This window comes from Clostridium sp. Marseille-Q2269, from assembly GCF_943736985.1.
Taxonomy (GTDB): domain Bacteria; phylum Bacillota; class Clostridia; order Clostridiales; family Clostridiaceae; genus Clostridium_F.
In genome coordinates, this window is the sequence record NZ_CALSFS010000007.1 from 144,624 (window position 1) to 162,014 (window position 17,391).

Here is a 17,391-nt window from a genome sequence, read left to right on the forward strand (position 1 = left end):
CACATAAGCAATTGTCCTCTATGGATATTATATATATCCTCTGAAAATTTAGCTTATACCGCCAATCTTATTCATAGTATACCCTATATTTAATGGGATTTGAACACAAGATGAAATTTATAATCCTTCTGGAGCCTTTGTCATTTGTATTTTTTTCTTAAGTGATATGTTCTTAATACAATTTTGTCCTTTCAAAAAATATATATGATTCTCTTTATGATTTTAATTCATCCCTAAGTTTGTTAATTTTAAGTATTATATTTTCTAAAAACTGTTTTGACTCAACTATTGAATCTAATTGTTTTTTAGAAAGATGAGATATATCTTCTACATATGCAGTAGTTTCTTCTGATACTGATGCTATATTGCTAAAGAAATTTAAGGCATCCTTAATTTGAGTTGAGAATTCATCCATAAGTCTATTTATATTTACGGTCTCTTGTTTTATAGATTTATTTTCTTCAAAAACATTACTAAATATTTTTATATTTTCTTTAGTTAATTTAACTCCAGCATCTGTAACTAAAATTCCAGATGCAATTTTTTCTTTGGTTTTATTTATATTCTCTTTCATTTTAATTATTATCTTTTGAATCTGATGCTCATATTCATTAGAATTTTGAGCTAATCTTCTAACTTCCTCTGCTACAACTGCAAATCCTCTTCCTGCTTCTCCAGCCCTAGCTGCTTCTATAGATGCATTTAAACTTAAAGTTTCCGTTTGATTTACAATTTCCTTTAGCATTTCTATAATTTTAACTATTTCTTCACTATTTTCATCTACTATGCCAAGCTCATTGTTAACATTTTTAACAGCCAATTGTATTTCTTCTATTTTTTCACCCATAATTCCCATCTTATCATTTACATTATTAGAAATTTCAAGTGTGTTCTCTGCTGATTTCTCTACGTTATTTGTTTGGCTATATACATTTTGTGCCTTTTCAGATAAAGTTTCTAATACATTTACAGATTTAGTAATTTCCTCTGTTTGTCCCTTTGCACCTAAAGATATATCCTCTATATTATGTGTAACTATTTCTATATTACCATTAACTTCATTTAATCTCTCATCCAAATCATTAATAGAGTTTATTACCACTTCTGTTGTAACTTTCATTTTATCAAAATTATTGCTTATTTTCTCTTCTGCTATTTTGGCCTGTGAAGCTTTTTTTATAATGTCCCTCATTCTTTTTTCACCTAATTTTGCTTGAAAATATGCAATAGCTCCACTTAATATTAACGCCAACACATTAAAAAGTACATGATGAAAATCTATCTCTGAATACCAACTACTTACTTTGAAAAAATGTTCATATCCTAAAACAAAAATTCCAATATTAATTAATGCTCCCAACAATGTAACAACTATAACGTTAGTTGGTCTATTGTATAAGGTAGCCACATTTATAGCTATAAAATATATCAAAAGCATTAAAATAGAATATCCTACCATATACATCATAAAGAAAGAATACAATTCTATAACTATTGGTATAATATAAGGACTATACTTGTCCAATTTATGACTGAACAATGTAGAAACATCTACTAATGTAATTATGATACCCCCTGCCAAATATCTAATCATTAAATATTTATCACTCTGAATAAATATTATACTCAGCGAAGCAATAAAAAAACAAATAGTTATATATTTATTGATTTTCCTATAAGTCATAGTATTTTTATTTTCCATTTAAAGTCCCCCTTCTCACCTATGTCATATAAATTCATTTTCACTTCCCCACTTAAGATTATATCCCTTTTTTTACAAAATATAAATACTATTACTATTATTATACAAATTTTGTATATTTACTTAATATTAAAAGGACTTTTGATATTATTTTATCAAAAGTCCTGAATTTAATTTATTGATTTTTATTATTTAATTACTGTCATCCCCCCCATATATGGTTGTAGGGCAGTTGGAATGTTTACAGAACCGTCTTCGTTTAAGTTATTTTCTAAGAAAGCTATAAGCATTCTTGGTGGAGCTACTACTGTATTGTTTAATGTATGTGCAAAATATTTTCCGTCTTCTCCATCTACACGAATCTTTAGACGACGTGCTTGAGCATCCCCTAAATTAGAGCAGCTTCCTACTTCAAAGTATTTCTTTTGTCTAGGAGACCAAGCTTCTACGTCCACTGATTTTACTTTTAAATCTGCTAAATCACCAGAACAACATTCTAAAGTTCTAACTGGTATATCTAAAGAACGGAATAAATCTACTGTGTTTTTCCATAGTTTATCATACCAAACCATACTTTCTTCTGGTTTGCATACTACAATCATTTCTTGTTTTTCAAATTGATGAATTCTATAAATTCCTCTTTCTTCAATACCGTGAGCCCCTTTTTCTTTTCTAAAGCACGGTGAGTAACTAGTTAGAGTTTGAGGAAGAGATTCTTCTTTTAATATTGTATCTATAAATTTACCTATCATAGAATGTTCGCTAGTTCCAATTAAATATAAATCTTCCCCTTCGATTTTATACATCATAGAATCCATTTCTGCAAAACTCATAACCCCAGTTACAACTTCACTACGAATCATAAAAGGTGGTATACAATAAGTAAATCCTTTATTTATCATAAAATCCCTTGCATAAGAAATCACTGCAGAGTGAAGTCTTGCTATATCTCCCATGAAGTAATAGAAACCATTACCTGCAACTTTTCTAGCACTATCCAAATCAATACCATTTAATTTTTCCATAATTTCAGTATGATATGGTATTTGAAAATCGGGTATTATAGGTTCACCAAATTTTTCAACTTCAACATTTTCACTGTCATCTTTACCAATAGGAACACTTGGATCTATTATATTTGGAATAACCATAAGAATATCTTTAACTTTTTTATTTAAATCAGCTTCTTTTACATCTAACTTAGCTAAATCTTCAGAATGAGCAGTAACTTTTTTCTTAGTTTCTTCTGCTTCTTCCTTTTTTCCTTGAGCCATTAATGCACCAATTTGTTTTGAAATCTTATTTCTATTAGCTCTTAATTCTTCTACCTCTTTTTTAGTTTTTCTTAATTCAGCGTCTAAAGCAATTACTTCATCTACTAAAGGAAGCTTCTTATCTTGAAACTTATTTTTTATATTTTGTTTAACGATTTCTGGATTCTCTCTTACAAATTTTAAATCTAACATTTGTTACCTCCTAATAAAATATAAATAATTATTGTTTTAATAAATAATAAAATAAAAAACTCCCATCCCACTATATACTTAATATATAACTGGGACGGAAGACATCCGCGTTGCCACCCAAATTGCTGATAAATAAACCAGCCTCTCAACATGGTACTATAAAGGGTACTAACCTTTCGATTCATCACCGACAGCTCCAAAAGTGGAAAGATTTTAACTTTCACCGATTTTCACCACCCATCGGCTCTCTAAAGAAATTTAAAATCGTAGCTTTTATAATCACCATTTTTTCTATATAACATTATTTGTTATTATGTATCTTAATCAATCTATATATACATACATATTTAAAAGTATATATTAACTTTTATATTCACTATCTATAATATCACATTAGCAAGGTAATTTCTAGTATTTTATGAAAGTTCATTAATAACAGAATTCCATACTATATTAAAGGAACTATGATTTATTCTTTATACTTAATTTATTCTCTATCATTTAAAATTTCTACAAGAAATATTTTCTTTAATGTTTTATTTAAAAGCATCATTACAACTAAGTAGGTGATAAATATTATAAATCCAATTATTTATTTTAAATTAATCCATTAATATATAGTTACTTATGCAATAGTAGATGATATGAGTTTAGTAATAAAATATAATATTTATAAATAAAATTTTCAATAAAATATTAGCTGAAATATACTAACTACCATTCAGAATATATAGCCAATGTATAGGTATACTTAGTTTTTTTCTAAATATTCTGTATCCTTATTATAGGTTATTTTCATTTTTATAGTGGTAAGACCACATATTTTCCTATTATATCCTTCCATTTACTCTAAAATTCATCTGTATAATGCTTAAACCGTTAATTGACCATTCCAATTTTAATATTTAATATGAGTATATAGTCATCCAATAAAAAGTACTGAAGGAGATACAATAATGGAAAAATTATTCTTGAAAAAGTTTTTAAAAAGTATATTCTCAGATACCTTTCAAGTACAATTCTGGGACGGAACAACTGAAAAAATAGGTGAAGGAGATGTAAAGTTTAAGATATTCATAAATGAGCGTATATCTAAAAGTGATATTTTAAGAGATCCATTTTTAACTTTTGGTGAAGCATATATGAATAAGGATATAGACTTTGAAGGCAGTGTACAAGAAATTATAGAATCCATATATAAAAACAAAGATAGTTTTCTACATAAGGCTTCTATATTCTCAAAATTATATAAGGTTACTCCTCACTCTGTAAAAAACAGTAAACAAGATATATCTCATCATTATGATTTAGGTAATGATTTTTATAAATTATGGTTAGATGAAACTATGAGTTATTCTTGTTCTTATTTTAGATCAGAAAATGACTCTCTATATGACGCACAATTAAATAAAATTGATCATATATTAAAAAAATTGAATTTACATAAAGGCGAAACCCTATTAGATATAGGCTGTGGTTGGGGTGGGCTTATACTAACTGCAGCAAAAAAATATGGTGTTAAAGCACTTGGAATAACTTTAAGTAAAGAACAATTTAATAAAGTGGAAGAAATAATAAAAGAACAGCACCTTGAAGGTCAAGTAGAAGTTAGACTACTAGACTATAGGCAACTGTTAAAAACAGGAGAAAAATTTGATAGAATCGTTAGCGTAGGCATGTTAGAACATGTTGGTAGAAAAAATATTCCTGTTTATATGAATACTGTAAGTGATCTATTAAAAGATGGCGGTGTATCTTTACTTCATTGTATAACAGCTCAAACAGAAGGTGAAGCTAATGAGTGGATTAAAAAATACATATTCCCTGGTGGATATATACCGTCTATAAGAGAATTAGTTTATAATATGGCAGAAAATGATTTGCATTTAATAGACTTAGAAAGCTTACGTCTACATTATTGTAAAACATTAGAATGTTGGGCTAAAAACTTTGAAAATTCTTTAGATGAAGTGAAAAAATTAGGTTTCGATGATAAATTTATTAGAATGTGGAGATTATACCTAGATTCATGTGCTGCCTCATTCAATTATGGAGTAATAGATTTGCATCAATTCATATTAACAAAAGGATTAAACAATGAAATTCCTATGACAAGAGATTATCTTTACAAATAAACTAATAAAGTAAAGTTTATAATATAATACACTCTCAACTGATTAATTATATAATTTTGACATATCACACTTTTAATCAATTAGTTGAATCACATAAAATTGTATGGTTTAATTAATTTTCATTGGTTAAATCATACAATTACAAATTTATTTATTTTAGTTAATATATATTTAAAATTTATTTATTCTTAATTAATTTATATAAATTTTAAATTTAGCGCACTTTTTGATTAATTAAAATTCAATATAGTGCACCCTTATAATAATTAAATTTTAATTTAGCGTACTCTCAATTAATTAGCTCATATAAATTTTTATACCCCATTTTAAAGGCTTTCATAAAATTAATGAAAGCCTTTAACCCTATTTATATCTGTGAAGCATCATAACCTGTTTTTTTAACAGCATGTATTAATTCAAATATTGGTACATCCTTACCTTCTTCTAATATAACAAAGGCTTTTTTCTTAAAATGGCTTGCCTTTGCTTTCCTTACACCCTCTACCTTTTCAAGAGCTTGTTTAACTGTAAGTTCACAATGAGCACACCTCATTCCCTCTACCTTTAGTTCTATTTCTTTTCCTTTAGATTTTTTATTAAAAAACAACATATGTTACACTTCCTTCATATATCATTGATATTAAAATTCATTGTCAATATAATTATACCACTTCTCCCTAATTTTTGAAGTTTATTTATCTATAACTTATTGAAGCTACCTCATCTATCTCTATCTCACTATCTCACCTATTTCATCTATTTCTCTTAATCTCACTTACTTCAGTTATTTTGGTTACTTTGACTTCATCACTTAACTAAGCTATTTACTTTAGATGATATTAAATTAATTATAATAACAATTTCTCAATGTACCCTAATGAATTAATCTACACTCTTTATATAAAAAACTAATTTTACATTATAGGGGTATAAACCTCATTATGGAACGGTTTATTTGAAATCTAATATTATATATTATAATAGTAATTTTTAAAAGGAAGTCTTATATATGTCAAGTGGAATGTATCAAACAGTATTAGATGTAAAGATGGGCGACGTAATTTCAAAATACTCTAGAGATAAGGTTACTCTACTTGGTAGCTATTTAGAAAAAGACAGTAAATTTGTAGATAATTTAGAATTAGTTATAACTCCAGGGGATGGCAGTCCAACTTTAATTACAAAACTCCCCTATAGTGGATATGATCTACAACTTTTCCTAGGGGATTTTAATGGTGATAATAAAGATGAGATCATGGTTAGAGGTTCCTTTGGTGGATCAGGAGGATATGCTATAGCAGAAATTTATGATTATAAAGCAGGAAGACTTATAGGAATATTTAACCCAGATAAATTTTCTGAAAACTATAAAGTAATAGCAAGATACTTAGATGGATATAAAGTTTTGGTTAATTCTATTACCTTAAATGAATATTTTATATATGATATTTCTCATACACCTAAAGAGTATCTAAACATGATCTATGATGAAAATGGAAAAGTCATTAGCTCCGATGAGCCTACTATTTCAGCCATTAATGATGCCTTCCCTATTAAGCTTATATCTGAAAATAACTACTATCTATTCATTAGGCAAAGAATAATTGGTGTTTCCAATGCTGATACCATAGGATATGTAGAAAGCTTTGTAGATTTATTAAACAATAATATGAAAGTAGTACAAATGGGCTATTATAATTTTGGTCTAAAGGGTCCAGTTCCAACCCCAACAAATAGAACGGTTAAAACTGATAGTTTAGAAGATAAATTCCCTGTGGGTAGTACTCTTATACCAATTAATGAGCTTGGATGGGATAACGATGAAATCAAAATTGATTTAGATTATGATGGAAATGATGAATGCCTAGTTCCATACACATTGGATGGATGTCCTTATCTAGGCTTGTTAAGAATGGATGACTCTTCTTATTCACTGGAAGACAGTTTTAAAGGTGAAGGGTATACAATTAAAGATTTGATAATTAAAAACATGGGGGAAGAATATCATATTTTCCTAGGATTTAAAATAGACGATAATATAGGTAAACTTCACATACTAACATATAGAAAAGGTAAATTAGTAAAAGCATTTAAAGATGATGGATATTATTACAGCAAGATTTACCTTAAAGATTTAGATTTTGATGGAAAAGAAGAATTAATCTTATGGACACACGACAGCTATGAAGCGTACAATATCCATATTTATTCCATTAAAGAAAAAGGATTAAAATCAACTAATAAATACGATAGATTTTATTACAAAGAAGTTATAGATTATTATACAAACTTGTTAGAGAAAGATCCTGATTTTTCAATCTATCTTTACTATTTAGCCTTAGCTTATATGAAAAGTGGAGATTTTAAGAATGCTATTGCTGCTGTAGATAAAGCTTTAGAAGCAGAAGATCCATATCCTGCAACAAGAGCATTAAAGAGTCTAAGAAGAAAAGCAACAAGACACATAAAATAACTTTAAAATTTATTAAATCTTACTCACAAGAAAAATAAATAAAATCTATAAAATAAATAGTAAGCACATAATTAAATAAAATAGATTTAATTTTAATATGGCAAATATAAAAATTACACCTAATACCACATAAATAAGCTTTAAAAATCCTTAATGTTTCTTAATTAATTTTTATGTAATTATGTAAAGAATACATTTTTATATTAGGAATGTGATGTTATATTAGCAGTTTAAAATTAAATCTATTTAAAATTAAGGTAATTTACTTATGAAAACCTATTTTTTTATAAAATTCTTCCCAATAAATATTTTTTATCACATAGTTCGGAACACCCAATATAACATTATTAGCTTCTACATCCTTTATTGTAAGCATACCTAAATAAAAAAGTAGTGATTTAAAGTTCTCTCTATTATCATACATTGATGTTATATTAAATTTTTCTACTAGTTTAGTGCTAGTTTTCCCTATATTCATTATATCTGTTATTAATGATTCATCTTTAAAATTCATGGCTAATCTATTTATTCTTCCATAATCTGTCCTTATATTATAATCTATCATTTCCTCAGGATATCTTTTATATCTTAAATAATTCTTTAAAAAATACATAGTCATATCCGGATTAAACACTGTTTCTCCATTTTTATTAAACCTATATCCATTATAATAAAAGTCCATATCTTTTATCACATTATTTCTATCATTTATATTCATTTCATCTATAATAGTTTCTAATTCCATTTTTGTAAATCCGAAAACATCATTCAAATCCTCTTCCATAGTTAAGTTTTCAGTTATATTAAATCCACTAGTTAAATCATCTAGCATTATAGGACTTACTCCAGTGATAAATATTCTATTAAAATTATCATTTGTGGCATCTTTTATAGCCTTATAAAATGACTTAACAAATCCTTCCCCATGAAGTATTGTTTCATAAGCAGCATCATTTCCCACTGTTATTAGTTCATTAGCAAAATTATCGTATTCATCTATTAGTACAAATACAGGTATTTTTATTTTACTAGCAAAAAAAGATATGTATTGTACTATTACTTCTGCACTTTGTACTTCTTCAGGAATAGAGACCTGTTCTAATAAATCTGAATATTGCTCTATAAATTTTCTTGCAGATAACAGTACTTTTGCATTAAAACTTTTTCTAAGCTCCTCTTCACCGTGTCCTGAATCAATTCCTGCAAAACTTATTTTCCAAACAAGAAACTTATTTCTCTCCTCTGTAGGATTTTTACCTATATATAAATCACCAAATAATCCTTGAAATTTATCCTTCTTATTTATATCATAATAATTCTCAAGCATAGATATAAATAAACTCTTTCCAAACCTTCTAGGTCTTATAAAAAATTGATATGGAGCATATCCATCAAGTAATTCTATATATGGAGTTTTATCTACATAAAAATAATCTTCTTCTTTTAAAACTTCAAAATTAGAAATACCATAGGGTATCTTTTTCATTTATTTTCACTCCTTTTATTTATACTTTTGCTAATAAAATTAATTTATAATATAAGCTAAGTATGAATATATTTTTCATTCCTATTTATTATCTACCCACTTATGAAAATTTTATAATATATCTGTTATAAAAAACATAAAGAATACTGTAGTATAAACTTGTTATTATATATAAACTCACATTTACTTCATTTTATCCATATATGAATAGTATACCCTATGTTTAGTATCATTTAAATAAAATAACATATTCAATATAATAAGATTCTGTCTACCTTAGCAAATTACATATTTATTATTTAAATAAAAGTAACTCAATTTATTTTAGTTTCCATTCACACTATTTACTAAGTAAGGTTTTTTACTATTTTTAAATTTTTATTGTTTTCCAACACCCTTTAATATAAATTGAACCATATCCTCTACATCATTTGAATGATCTACTTTAGCATCACTAAACAATGCAAATCTAAAGATAAAACATCCTATAATATGAGTTAACATCATCTCAATAATTGTGGGAGTTTCTATATCTTTTATATCTCCCTTTTTTTTATAGGTATCAATACTAAGGGTTAGATTTTTTAAAACTCTACGTTCAAATTCATCCATCATCTGCTGTTGTAACTCTTTTCTATGTAATAATTCTGATATTATGATTTTAAATATTTCTTTATTTTCTTCTATAAACCCCAATCTATTTGTTATAAGCTCTCTTAAAAAATCTTGAAAACTATCATAATTATTCTTTAAAACATCTTCTACAAGTTCATCTGTAATACTAGCAATAGCATCAATTAAAAAAGTTATTATTATAGCTAATAATAACTTTTCCTTAGTTTCAAAATGTCTGAATATAGTCCCCTCTGCAACCCCAGCCTCTCTTGCAATTTCACTGGTAGATGTGGCTGCATATCCTTTTTCTGCAAATAACTTAATATCAATTTCTAATATTTTTCCTGTTTGGTTGTCATTTTTTTATTTATATTTTCTTCTGCTAACTTTAACAAATTTTCATATATAAACCTACTGTAAGGAGATGAACTACAAATTCTATCCCCTTATTACATTCCTTTCATTTTACATAATTAAATTTAAATAATTTTCACTAACTTATATGCTACCATATTTCTTTAGTGTAAATATATTTAATACTATAAATACTGCTGCAAATAGAACTAGCATAAGTAAATCCATTTTTATATCATTAAATAAGAATCCTTTATACATAACATTTTGAAGAGCTTTTCCACCATAGTACATAGGCATAAATTTGGCTACAACTTGTAACCAATGGGTCATATTTTCTATTGGAAAAATACCTGCAAAGAAAATTTGTGGTATTATAATTACGGGTATAAATTGTACCATTTGAAACTCTGAATTTGCAAATGCAGACAACAAAATTCCTAAGCTTAATACTATTTGTCCAATTTATACCCAATGCCCCATATTGTTTCAATATAATGATTTTCTGCCCCTGCTTTACATATCTTATTTCTCAAATTGCTTATATGTACATTTATAGTATTATCATCACATAGATACTCACTACCCCATACACTCTCAAACAGATTGGCCTTAGTAAAGACTTTTTTAGGATAGCTCATTAAAAGCTCCAATATATTAAATTCTGTATTAGTTAACATTAATTCTTTATCATATACAAAAGCTTCTCTACTATCTTTGTTAAGAGACAATTCTTTATACTTTAATAATTTTTCTACATCTAAAGTGGAAAATTCCTTATATCTTCTAAGATGTGAGTCTATTCTTGCAGATACCTCATCTATATCAAAAGGCTTTGTTATATAATCATCTGCTCCCATTCTTAAAGTTTCTATTTTAATATCTTTTTCCTCTTTAGCTGAAATTATAATTACAGGCATATTGCTGGTTTTTCTTATATTACTTAGAAGTTTTTTGCCATCCATACCAGGTAGCATTAAATCCAATAGAACCATATCCCAATTGTCCTGTTTTACATATATTAAAGCTTCTGTGCCAGAATATGCTGATTGTGTAACATACCCATTTTGTGTTAACATATCCCTCAATAATTTATTTATATCATCATTATCTTCAACCACTAATATTTTTATATCTTTATTCATTACTATCCCCCTAGGAAAATCTATTAAAATTATAATAATATTCTATATTAATTATATTTTACCATAATCGATTTTCAAATAAGATATATAAAGCCTTCCACCATTAAAGTCAATATAATTACTGTAATACTATATCATGAAATAAGATTTTCAAAAGAATTTTTACATAAAAATGTACTGACTATTTGGGTAATAATACAATGTATAAAAGGAGCTGTGACGCTAATAATAAATCCTACAATATATTGTGCTTAAATTCTTTAGTGCCACAACTCCTTTTTTTATATTATTCTCTTATACTTATAACTCTACAGTATAGATATCCTTTTTTCCAACTACAATAATTAATACTTTCTTTAAATCATGTACTCCAAGTTCTTCTTTTACCATTTTGCTTTCAGCATATCCTTGAAGCTGTTTTATTCCTTCCTCTTTTACTTTCTCAAAAGTATTTTTATCACTTTCTTTTATATATTTTAACTCTATAATCCACTGAAATTTAGTTATATCTTTAAACTGAATTTTTCTTTTAAGCATTATATCAACATAGCCTTTATTATTTTCATCCTCACTTTTTATAAAGTAAGTGCTATCTACACCTAAAAGAGTTAATAACATCATCTTTATGTTTTTTTCATCCATTTTTATTAAATCTCTATTTGATAAATCCTCTAATATAGCACTTACAACTTCTATTAAAGGGTGAATATTTCCGTTCATTCTCATTTCATTAACTGCTATTCTTATATCTTGTAGTTGAACATTATATTCTAAATTTATTCTTTGAAAATATTGTTCCCAATAAATAGTCTTTATAACATAGTTAGGTATCTTTAAAATAGTACCCAATGGACCTTGCTCCTTTATTGTAAGCATTCCTAAATAAAAAAGTAGTGATTTAAAATTTTCTTTCACACTATACATAGTATGAATATTAAATCTATCTACTAGCATAGTAGAAGTTTCTCCTGTAGTCATTATCTCCTCTAGTGCTTCTCTATCATTAAAATTATAAGCCAACTGATTAACTTTACCATAGTCAGTTTTCACATTATTATCTATCATTTCCTTAGGATAGCGACTGTATAATGAATAATTATATAAAAAATACATAGACATATCTGGATTGAAAACTGTTTTACTATCCTCATTAAATTTATATCCGTTATAATATTGGGTCATATCAGTGCATATCTTTTCTCTAATTTCTTTATTTTTTATTCCAGCCTCATCCATAACACAAGAAATCTCATCTCTTGTAAAACCCATCATAGCATTAAGATTTTGATCTAATGTATAATTCATTGTAATATTAAAACCACTAGTTAAGTCATCTAACATTATAGGGCTTACACCTGTCATAAATATTCTGTTAAAGTTGTCCGCTGTTGCGTCCTTTATAGCTTTATAAAACACTTTAACAAAACCTTCACCATGAAGTATACCACTATAGGTACTTTGTTTTGATCCTGTAATCAATTCATTAGCAAAGTTATCATATTCATCTATTAAAACAAATACAGGTATCTTTATTTTACTAGCTAATAAAGATATATATTGAACTATTATTTCTGCGCTTTCCATTCCTTTTGGAATAGTATCAGCATCTAATAAATTTGAGTATTTATTTAGAAATTTTATTGCAGATAAAAAAACTTTTGAATTAAAACTATTTCTTAATTCTTCTTCACCATGTCCTGCATCTATCCCTGCAAAACTTATTTTCCACACAAGAAAGCTATTTCTCTCCTCTGTAGGATTTTTACCTATATATAAATCACCAAATAATTCTTCAAATTTGTCTTTCTCATTTATATCATAATAACTCTCAAGCATAGATATAAAAAGACTTTTACCAAATCTTCTAGGCCTTATAAAAAAATTATAGGGAGCATATCTATCTAATAGTTCTATATAAGAGGTTTTATCCACATAAAGATAATTTTTTTCTCTTAAAACCTCAAAGTTAGAAATCCCATAAGGTATTCTTTTCATTTACCATCACTCCTCATTTAATTTCATCTCTTCTTTATCACTTTATTTTTCTATAATCAAGTTTAATATTTAATTTATTTATAGTATACCCTATTTCACTATTACTTTCATTCAAGGTATATTGTATAGTATAGACAATAAATAAAGCCTTAGCTAATATTACTGTCAGTTGATTTAACGCTGGTTTAATGTAGAGAATATTATTCTGTAACCATAATTTAACTAGTACAAGGAGTTATATTAATTATTTTTACCACAATGAATTTTCAAATAAGACATATAAAACATTCCACCATGAAAAAGTAATACTAAATTATTAGATAAGATATTTAAAATAATTTTAACATAAAAAGGTAATTCCAGTTTTAGTAATAGCAAAATCTAAAATAAAATATATAAAAGCACTCCACTATAAAAATGGAATGCTCTTCATTATATTCTTTAAAAATATTGTCTTATACCCTATCATAATTTTTCTTTTGCTATTGAACTTGCTCCCATCTTCTATTAAATAGCTTTTTCCATAAGATTATATTAACCAAAATTAAAATTACAATATATACATATATAGCAAAATTATATTCTGTAAAACTTCTAATTAACTTATGCAATCCAAAAAAAATTCCTGTGATGGCTGCAGAAAGTATAACCGTAGTAAAAGAATTTCCTGCATTGCTTTGAAAATCTTTATAAAAAGGCAATTCTTTTTTATATAAGTTTTGTATAACAACTATTAAAATAAGCATGCTGAAAAACATTACTATTATATCTGGTAATATTCTTAATCCACACATTATTAAAAAAACAATACAAATACTGAAAAATACTGGAGAAATATATCTTAATATAAATCCTTTTAAAACTCCTTTTTGGATCTTTCCTGGGCTTTCTATAGGCAAAACCATATATATCCATGAGCCTTTATATTTTTCACTCTGGCTTAAAAGTTCTATGCCTGCCACTAACATAAACACTGCTAAATAAATCCCAAAATAATAATTTCCCTTTGAAAATTTGTTAAGAGCCTTTGAAACTGATTTATATTTTGAAAAAGAGCCTATCATCATTATAAAAGGGAAAATCACAGCAAAAGCCAAGGTTGGGTACAATTTTAGCTTCAACTTTCTTTCTGTAGATATCATATTTCTTGAAAACCGAAAAAATATATTTTCTATTTTATCTCTACAAAAAATACATGCATATCTTTTCTTTCTTAATCCTTTATCTTCTTCAATGGTTCCTTTTTTACTTGTACTACTGTCAAGTTTTTGTAAATTTTCTTCAAAATACGGAACAATAAATTTATAGTATATACCAAAAATTATAATTGGTATCACCACGCACATTATGCTTAATAACACATACTGTATTCCAGTATTATGTTCAATTATTAAGCTATATGGAGCCCCGAACCACACTGGTGGAACTAGATAACTCCACCATTTAATTTCAAAATTCATATTTACACCATTAATATCAAATACTCGTGGTATAATTTGATATCCTAAAGCAAGTACTATTGATAAAACTATTTGAAAATAATTTATTATATCTTTAAGCTTTTCTCCATCAAAAATTTTTAATATAAAATAATACAATATGGCAGTTATGAATATAGTAAAAAATGAAAGTAATATTATTTGAAAAAAGAAAATTATAAAAAATTTAAATTTGTATCTAATAACACCAGCTATTAATGTTGGCCCTGCAATTGCCCCGGCAATAGATGTGATATAAATTAATATGTGAGTAGTCTTAGCTGCATTTATTGTCCTTTGATCTATTGGTTTAGTATTTAATATATTTTTATCACCCAGATCCAAAAGTACAGAAGAAAAATCTGCAATCATAGTACTCATGATTAAAAACATTATGGCACCTATATTTATACTCATTTTTACAATCATAGGCGATGGAATAAAAATAAAAACAGCAAGAAAAATTCCCATTAATCCATATAAAAGTAGTGATTTTATAAAAGTATTCTTTTTATTCTCATTTTCCTTATCTTTATATATTGTTGGAACTCTTCTATTATCCATTAAAAGCTTTAATTTAAGTATTGTTCTCATGGAAGTATAATTAACACCAAGTTTATCATATATAAATTTAAATTTATCAACAAGCTTTAATATTTTAAAATCTTCCACTTCTATACCTCCTTTAATATGGAGATAAATTCATTTGCAATATCTTCATGCTTTGTAAATCCAGTTATTTCATTAAATATTTGTTCTAGAGAACCTTCCATATTCTTTTCCTGTAATTCTTCAAAGGTACCATCCGCTGCAATTTGTCCATTGTTTAATAATATTATTCTACTACTTATTTTCTCAACAACTTCCATTATATGAGATGAGTAAAATATAGTTTTTCCTTCTGATGCTAATTTTGAAAGCACCTCTTTAAAAACAAGTACACTATTTGCATCAAGTCCACTTAAAGGCTCGTCCAAAAACAAGATATCAGGATTATGAATGAGGCTTGATATTATCAAGAGTTTCTGTCTCATGCCCTTTGAATAAGAAGATATTCTTGAATGATATGAATTTTCTATACCAAAAAGACTCATAAGCCTTTTAGCCTTATTATTTACTTCTTCTAATTCCATGCCATATATTTCTCCTAAAAAAGTTATATACTCATAAGCTGTTAAATTATCATATATTTCCCCATTTTCAGGAACATACCCTATTTTGTATTTATATTCTATATTGTCATGGCATATATTGTTTCCAAATATTTTTACTTCACCTTCATATCCCTTAACTAAGCCAAGCATTATCTTAACAGTAGTACTTTTTCCCGCACCATTAGGTCCTATATACCCAATAATTTCCCCTTTGTTTACATCTAAATTTATTCCCTTTAACACCTGTTTATTTCCATAACTCATTTTTAAATCCCTTATAGAAACTACTATATTATTTGACTGCTCCATACATTACCTCCATAATCATTTATTGTAAAATATTATATAATTATCTCGAATATGTTCCTAATTATACCATATGAAAATGTTACTAGACTACATTTTTCTATGCTATTTTAAAATAAACAGATTTCTAAGCTTCAGAGGAAGTTTTTACTCCCACTAAATCTTATTAACATAATTTTTAGGAGTTTTACTCCTTAGAAGTCATTATCCTTTAGGAGTCAATGGTTATCCATGGACGTACCCGCTCTTTACTCCCACTTTGAAGAAAAGCAGAGAGTCCAAATGTTAGATTTGGTGGGAATGGTTTTCACAGACCATATTAACAGTATTGTAATTTTCAGGTTAAATTTTAGTTAAAATTGTGTATAATCATTTAATATTTAATTTAAACCATTTGTGATTATTTATGATTTATGATATATTATTTCTAAAATTACTTATATATTTCAAACTAGAAGAAAAGGTGGAGTTTATATAATGACTAAGTATTTAATAGTATTTTTAATATCCATGGTTCCTATTCTGGAATTACGTGGAGCTATCCCATATTCACAGATATATCATTTACCTTTGTTTCAATCTTATATCATTGCAATTATAGGTAATATGCTACCTATGCCTTTCATATATCTATTTGCAAGAAAGATACTTGTGTGGGGCTCTAGCAAGCCTATTACGGGAAAATTCTTCACGTGGTGCCTAGAAAAAGGAGAGAGCGCAGGTAAAAAATTGCAAGCAAAGACAGGTAAAAAAGGTTTGTTTTTCGGTTTATTACTCTTCGTTGCAATACCAGCTCCTGGTACTGGTGCATGGACAGGCACTTTAGCAGCTAGTTTATTAGATATGGATTTTAAAACTAGCATTATAGCTGTTATGCTTGGAGTATTACTTGCAGGTATTATTATGGGTACTGCTAGTGTTGGATTATTTAGTTTCTTTTAATATATAATCTGTAAAATACATATGTATAAGTACACATAATTCCAATACGAATTATGTAAAACAAACATAATTATAATATAGAATAATAAAATACATATGATTGTGCTATAGAATCTACGGTCTGTTATGGTATATTACAA

General features: G+C 26.8%; 12 protein-coding genes, 2 pseudogenes and 1 other annotated feature. Of the genes and pseudogenes, 3 read left to right on the plus strand and 11 right to left on the minus strand.

Annotated features, from left to right (window positions below; all coding sequences use genetic code 11):
* Nucleotides 1–214: 214 nt before the first annotated feature.
* Nucleotides 215–1,702 (minus strand): methyl-accepting chemotaxis protein, encoded by a 1,488-nt coding sequence (locus NGI68_RS10600; RefSeq protein ID WP_251861461.1) that lies wholly within the window; start codon nt 1,700–1,702, stop codon nt 215–217.
* Between the two features lie 188 nt (nt 1,703–1,890).
* Nucleotides 1,891–3,168, minus strand: coding sequence for a serine--tRNA ligase (serS, locus tag NGI68_RS10605; protein ID WP_251861462.1), 1,278 nt, complete (start codon nt 3,166–3,168; stop codon nt 1,891–1,893).
* 87 nt (nt 3,169–3,255) lie between these two features.
* Nucleotides 3,256–3,457: a binding site (T-box leader), on the minus strand.
* Between the two features lie 667 nt (nt 3,458–4,124).
* Between serS and NGI68_RS10610 the strand changes: the two genes are divergently transcribed.
* Complete coding sequence (locus tag NGI68_RS10610; RefSeq protein ID WP_251861463.1) at nt 4,125–5,303, plus strand: SAM-dependent methyltransferase; 1,179 nt, start codon at nt 4,125–4,127, stop codon at nt 5,301–5,303.
* Nucleotides 5,304–5,670: 367 nt separating this feature from the next.
* On the opposite strand, the gene NGI68_RS10615 is transcribed toward NGI68_RS10610, so the two are convergent.
* Nucleotides 5,671–5,913, minus strand: a complete 243-nt coding sequence (locus tag NGI68_RS10615; RefSeq protein ID WP_251861464.1) for a heavy-metal-associated domain-containing protein — start codon at nt 5,911–5,913, stop codon at nt 5,671–5,673.
* A gap of 399 nt (nt 5,914–6,312) precedes the next feature.
* Between NGI68_RS10615 and NGI68_RS10620 the strand changes: the two genes are divergently transcribed.
* Nucleotides 6,313–7,776 (plus strand): tetratricopeptide repeat protein, encoded by a 1,464-nt coding sequence (locus NGI68_RS10620; RefSeq protein WP_251861465.1) that lies wholly within the window; start codon nt 6,313–6,315, stop codon nt 7,774–7,776.
* 277 nt (nt 7,777–8,053) lie between these two features.
* On the opposite strand, the pseudogene NGI68_RS10625 reads toward NGI68_RS10620, so the two are convergent.
* The 8 genes and pseudogenes from NGI68_RS10625 to NGI68_RS10655 all read right to left on the minus strand — a co-directional run.
* Nucleotides 8,054–9,262 (minus strand): annotated as a pseudogene (locus NGI68_RS10625) (AAA family ATPase); the annotation flags it as partial.
* Between the two features lie 378 nt (nt 9,263–9,640).
* Nucleotides 9,641–9,958, minus strand: a complete 318-nt coding sequence (locus tag NGI68_RS10630) for a hypothetical protein (RefSeq protein ID WP_251861467.1) — start codon at nt 9,956–9,958, stop codon at nt 9,641–9,643.
* Nucleotides 9,959–10,087: 129 nt separating this feature from the next.
* Nucleotides 10,088–10,216: pseudogene (locus NGI68_RS17110) on the minus strand (helix-turn-helix domain-containing protein); the annotation flags it as partial.
* 159 nt (nt 10,217–10,375) lie between these two features.
* Complete coding sequence (locus NGI68_RS10635; protein WP_353505383.1) at nt 10,376–10,696, minus strand: ABC transporter permease; 321 nt, start codon at nt 10,694–10,696, stop codon at nt 10,376–10,378.
* Nucleotides 10,684–11,376 carry a response regulator transcription factor gene (locus NGI68_RS10640; RefSeq protein ID WP_251861469.1) on the minus strand — a complete coding sequence of 231 codons (693 nt, stop codon included), beginning with the start codon at nt 11,374–11,376 and terminating at the stop codon, nt 10,684–10,686. The genes NGI68_RS10635 and NGI68_RS10640 overlap by 13 nt, the downstream gene beginning before the upstream one ends.
* A gap of 300 nt (nt 11,377–11,676) precedes the next feature.
* On the minus strand, nt 11,677–13,371 hold the full coding sequence (locus NGI68_RS10645) for a PD-(D/E)XK nuclease domain-containing ATP-binding protein (protein ID WP_251861470.1): 1,695 nt from the start codon (nt 13,369–13,371) through the stop codon (nt 11,677–11,679).
* A gap of 482 nt (nt 13,372–13,853) precedes the next feature.
* The gene (locus NGI68_RS10650; protein ID WP_251861471.1) at nt 13,854–15,521 is read right to left on the minus strand and encodes an ABC transporter permease; all 1,668 of its coding nucleotides are present in this window, start codon (nt 15,519–15,521) and stop codon (nt 13,854–13,856) included.
* Between the two features lie 2 nt (nt 15,522–15,523).
* Nucleotides 15,524–16,312 (minus strand): ABC transporter ATP-binding protein, encoded by a 789-nt coding sequence (locus NGI68_RS10655; protein WP_251861472.1) that lies wholly within the window; start codon nt 16,310–16,312, stop codon nt 15,524–15,526.
* Nucleotides 16,313–16,786: 474 nt separating this feature from the next.
* On the opposite strand from NGI68_RS10655, the gene NGI68_RS10660 reads away from it, so the two are divergent.
* Nucleotides 16,787–17,251 carry a COG2426 family protein gene (locus NGI68_RS10660; protein WP_251861473.1) on the plus strand — a complete coding sequence of 155 codons (465 nt, stop codon included), beginning with the start codon at nt 16,787–16,789 and terminating at the stop codon, nt 17,249–17,251.
* Nucleotides 17,252–17,391 lie beyond the last annotated feature (140 nt).

Bases quoted from the DNA above. Each gene is read 5' to 3' on its own strand.
- NGI68_RS10600 (WP_251861461.1), bottom strand. From the start codon at position 1,702: ATGGAAAATAAAAATACTATGACTTATAGGAAAATCAATAAATATATA.
- serS (WP_251861462.1), bottom strand. From the start codon at position 3,168: ATGTTAGATTTAAAATTTGTAAGAGAGAATCCAGAAATCGTTAAACAA.
- NGI68_RS10610 (WP_251861463.1), top strand. From the start codon at position 4,125: ATGGAAAAATTATTCTTGAAAAAGTTTTTAAAAAGTATATTCTCAGAT.
- NGI68_RS10615 (WP_251861464.1), bottom strand. From the start codon at position 5,913: ATGTTGTTTTTTAATAAAAAATCTAAAGGAAAAGAAATAGAACTAAAG.
- NGI68_RS10620 (WP_251861465.1), top strand. From the start codon at position 6,313: ATGTCAAGTGGAATGTATCAAACAGTATTAGATGTAAAGATGGGCGAC.
- NGI68_RS10640 (WP_251861469.1), bottom strand. From the start codon at position 11,376: ATGAATAAAGATATAAAAATATTAGTGGTTGAAGATAATGATGATATA.
- NGI68_RS10645 (WP_251861470.1), bottom strand. From the start codon at position 13,371: ATGAAAAGAATACCTTATGGGATTTCTAACTTTGAGGTTTTAAGAGAA.
- NGI68_RS10655 (WP_251861472.1), bottom strand. From the start codon at position 16,312: ATGGAGCAGTCAAATAATATAGTAGTTTCTATAAGGGATTTAAAAATG.
- NGI68_RS10660 (WP_251861473.1), top strand. From the start codon at position 16,787: ATGACTAAGTATTTAATAGTATTTTTAATATCCATGGTTCCTATTCTG.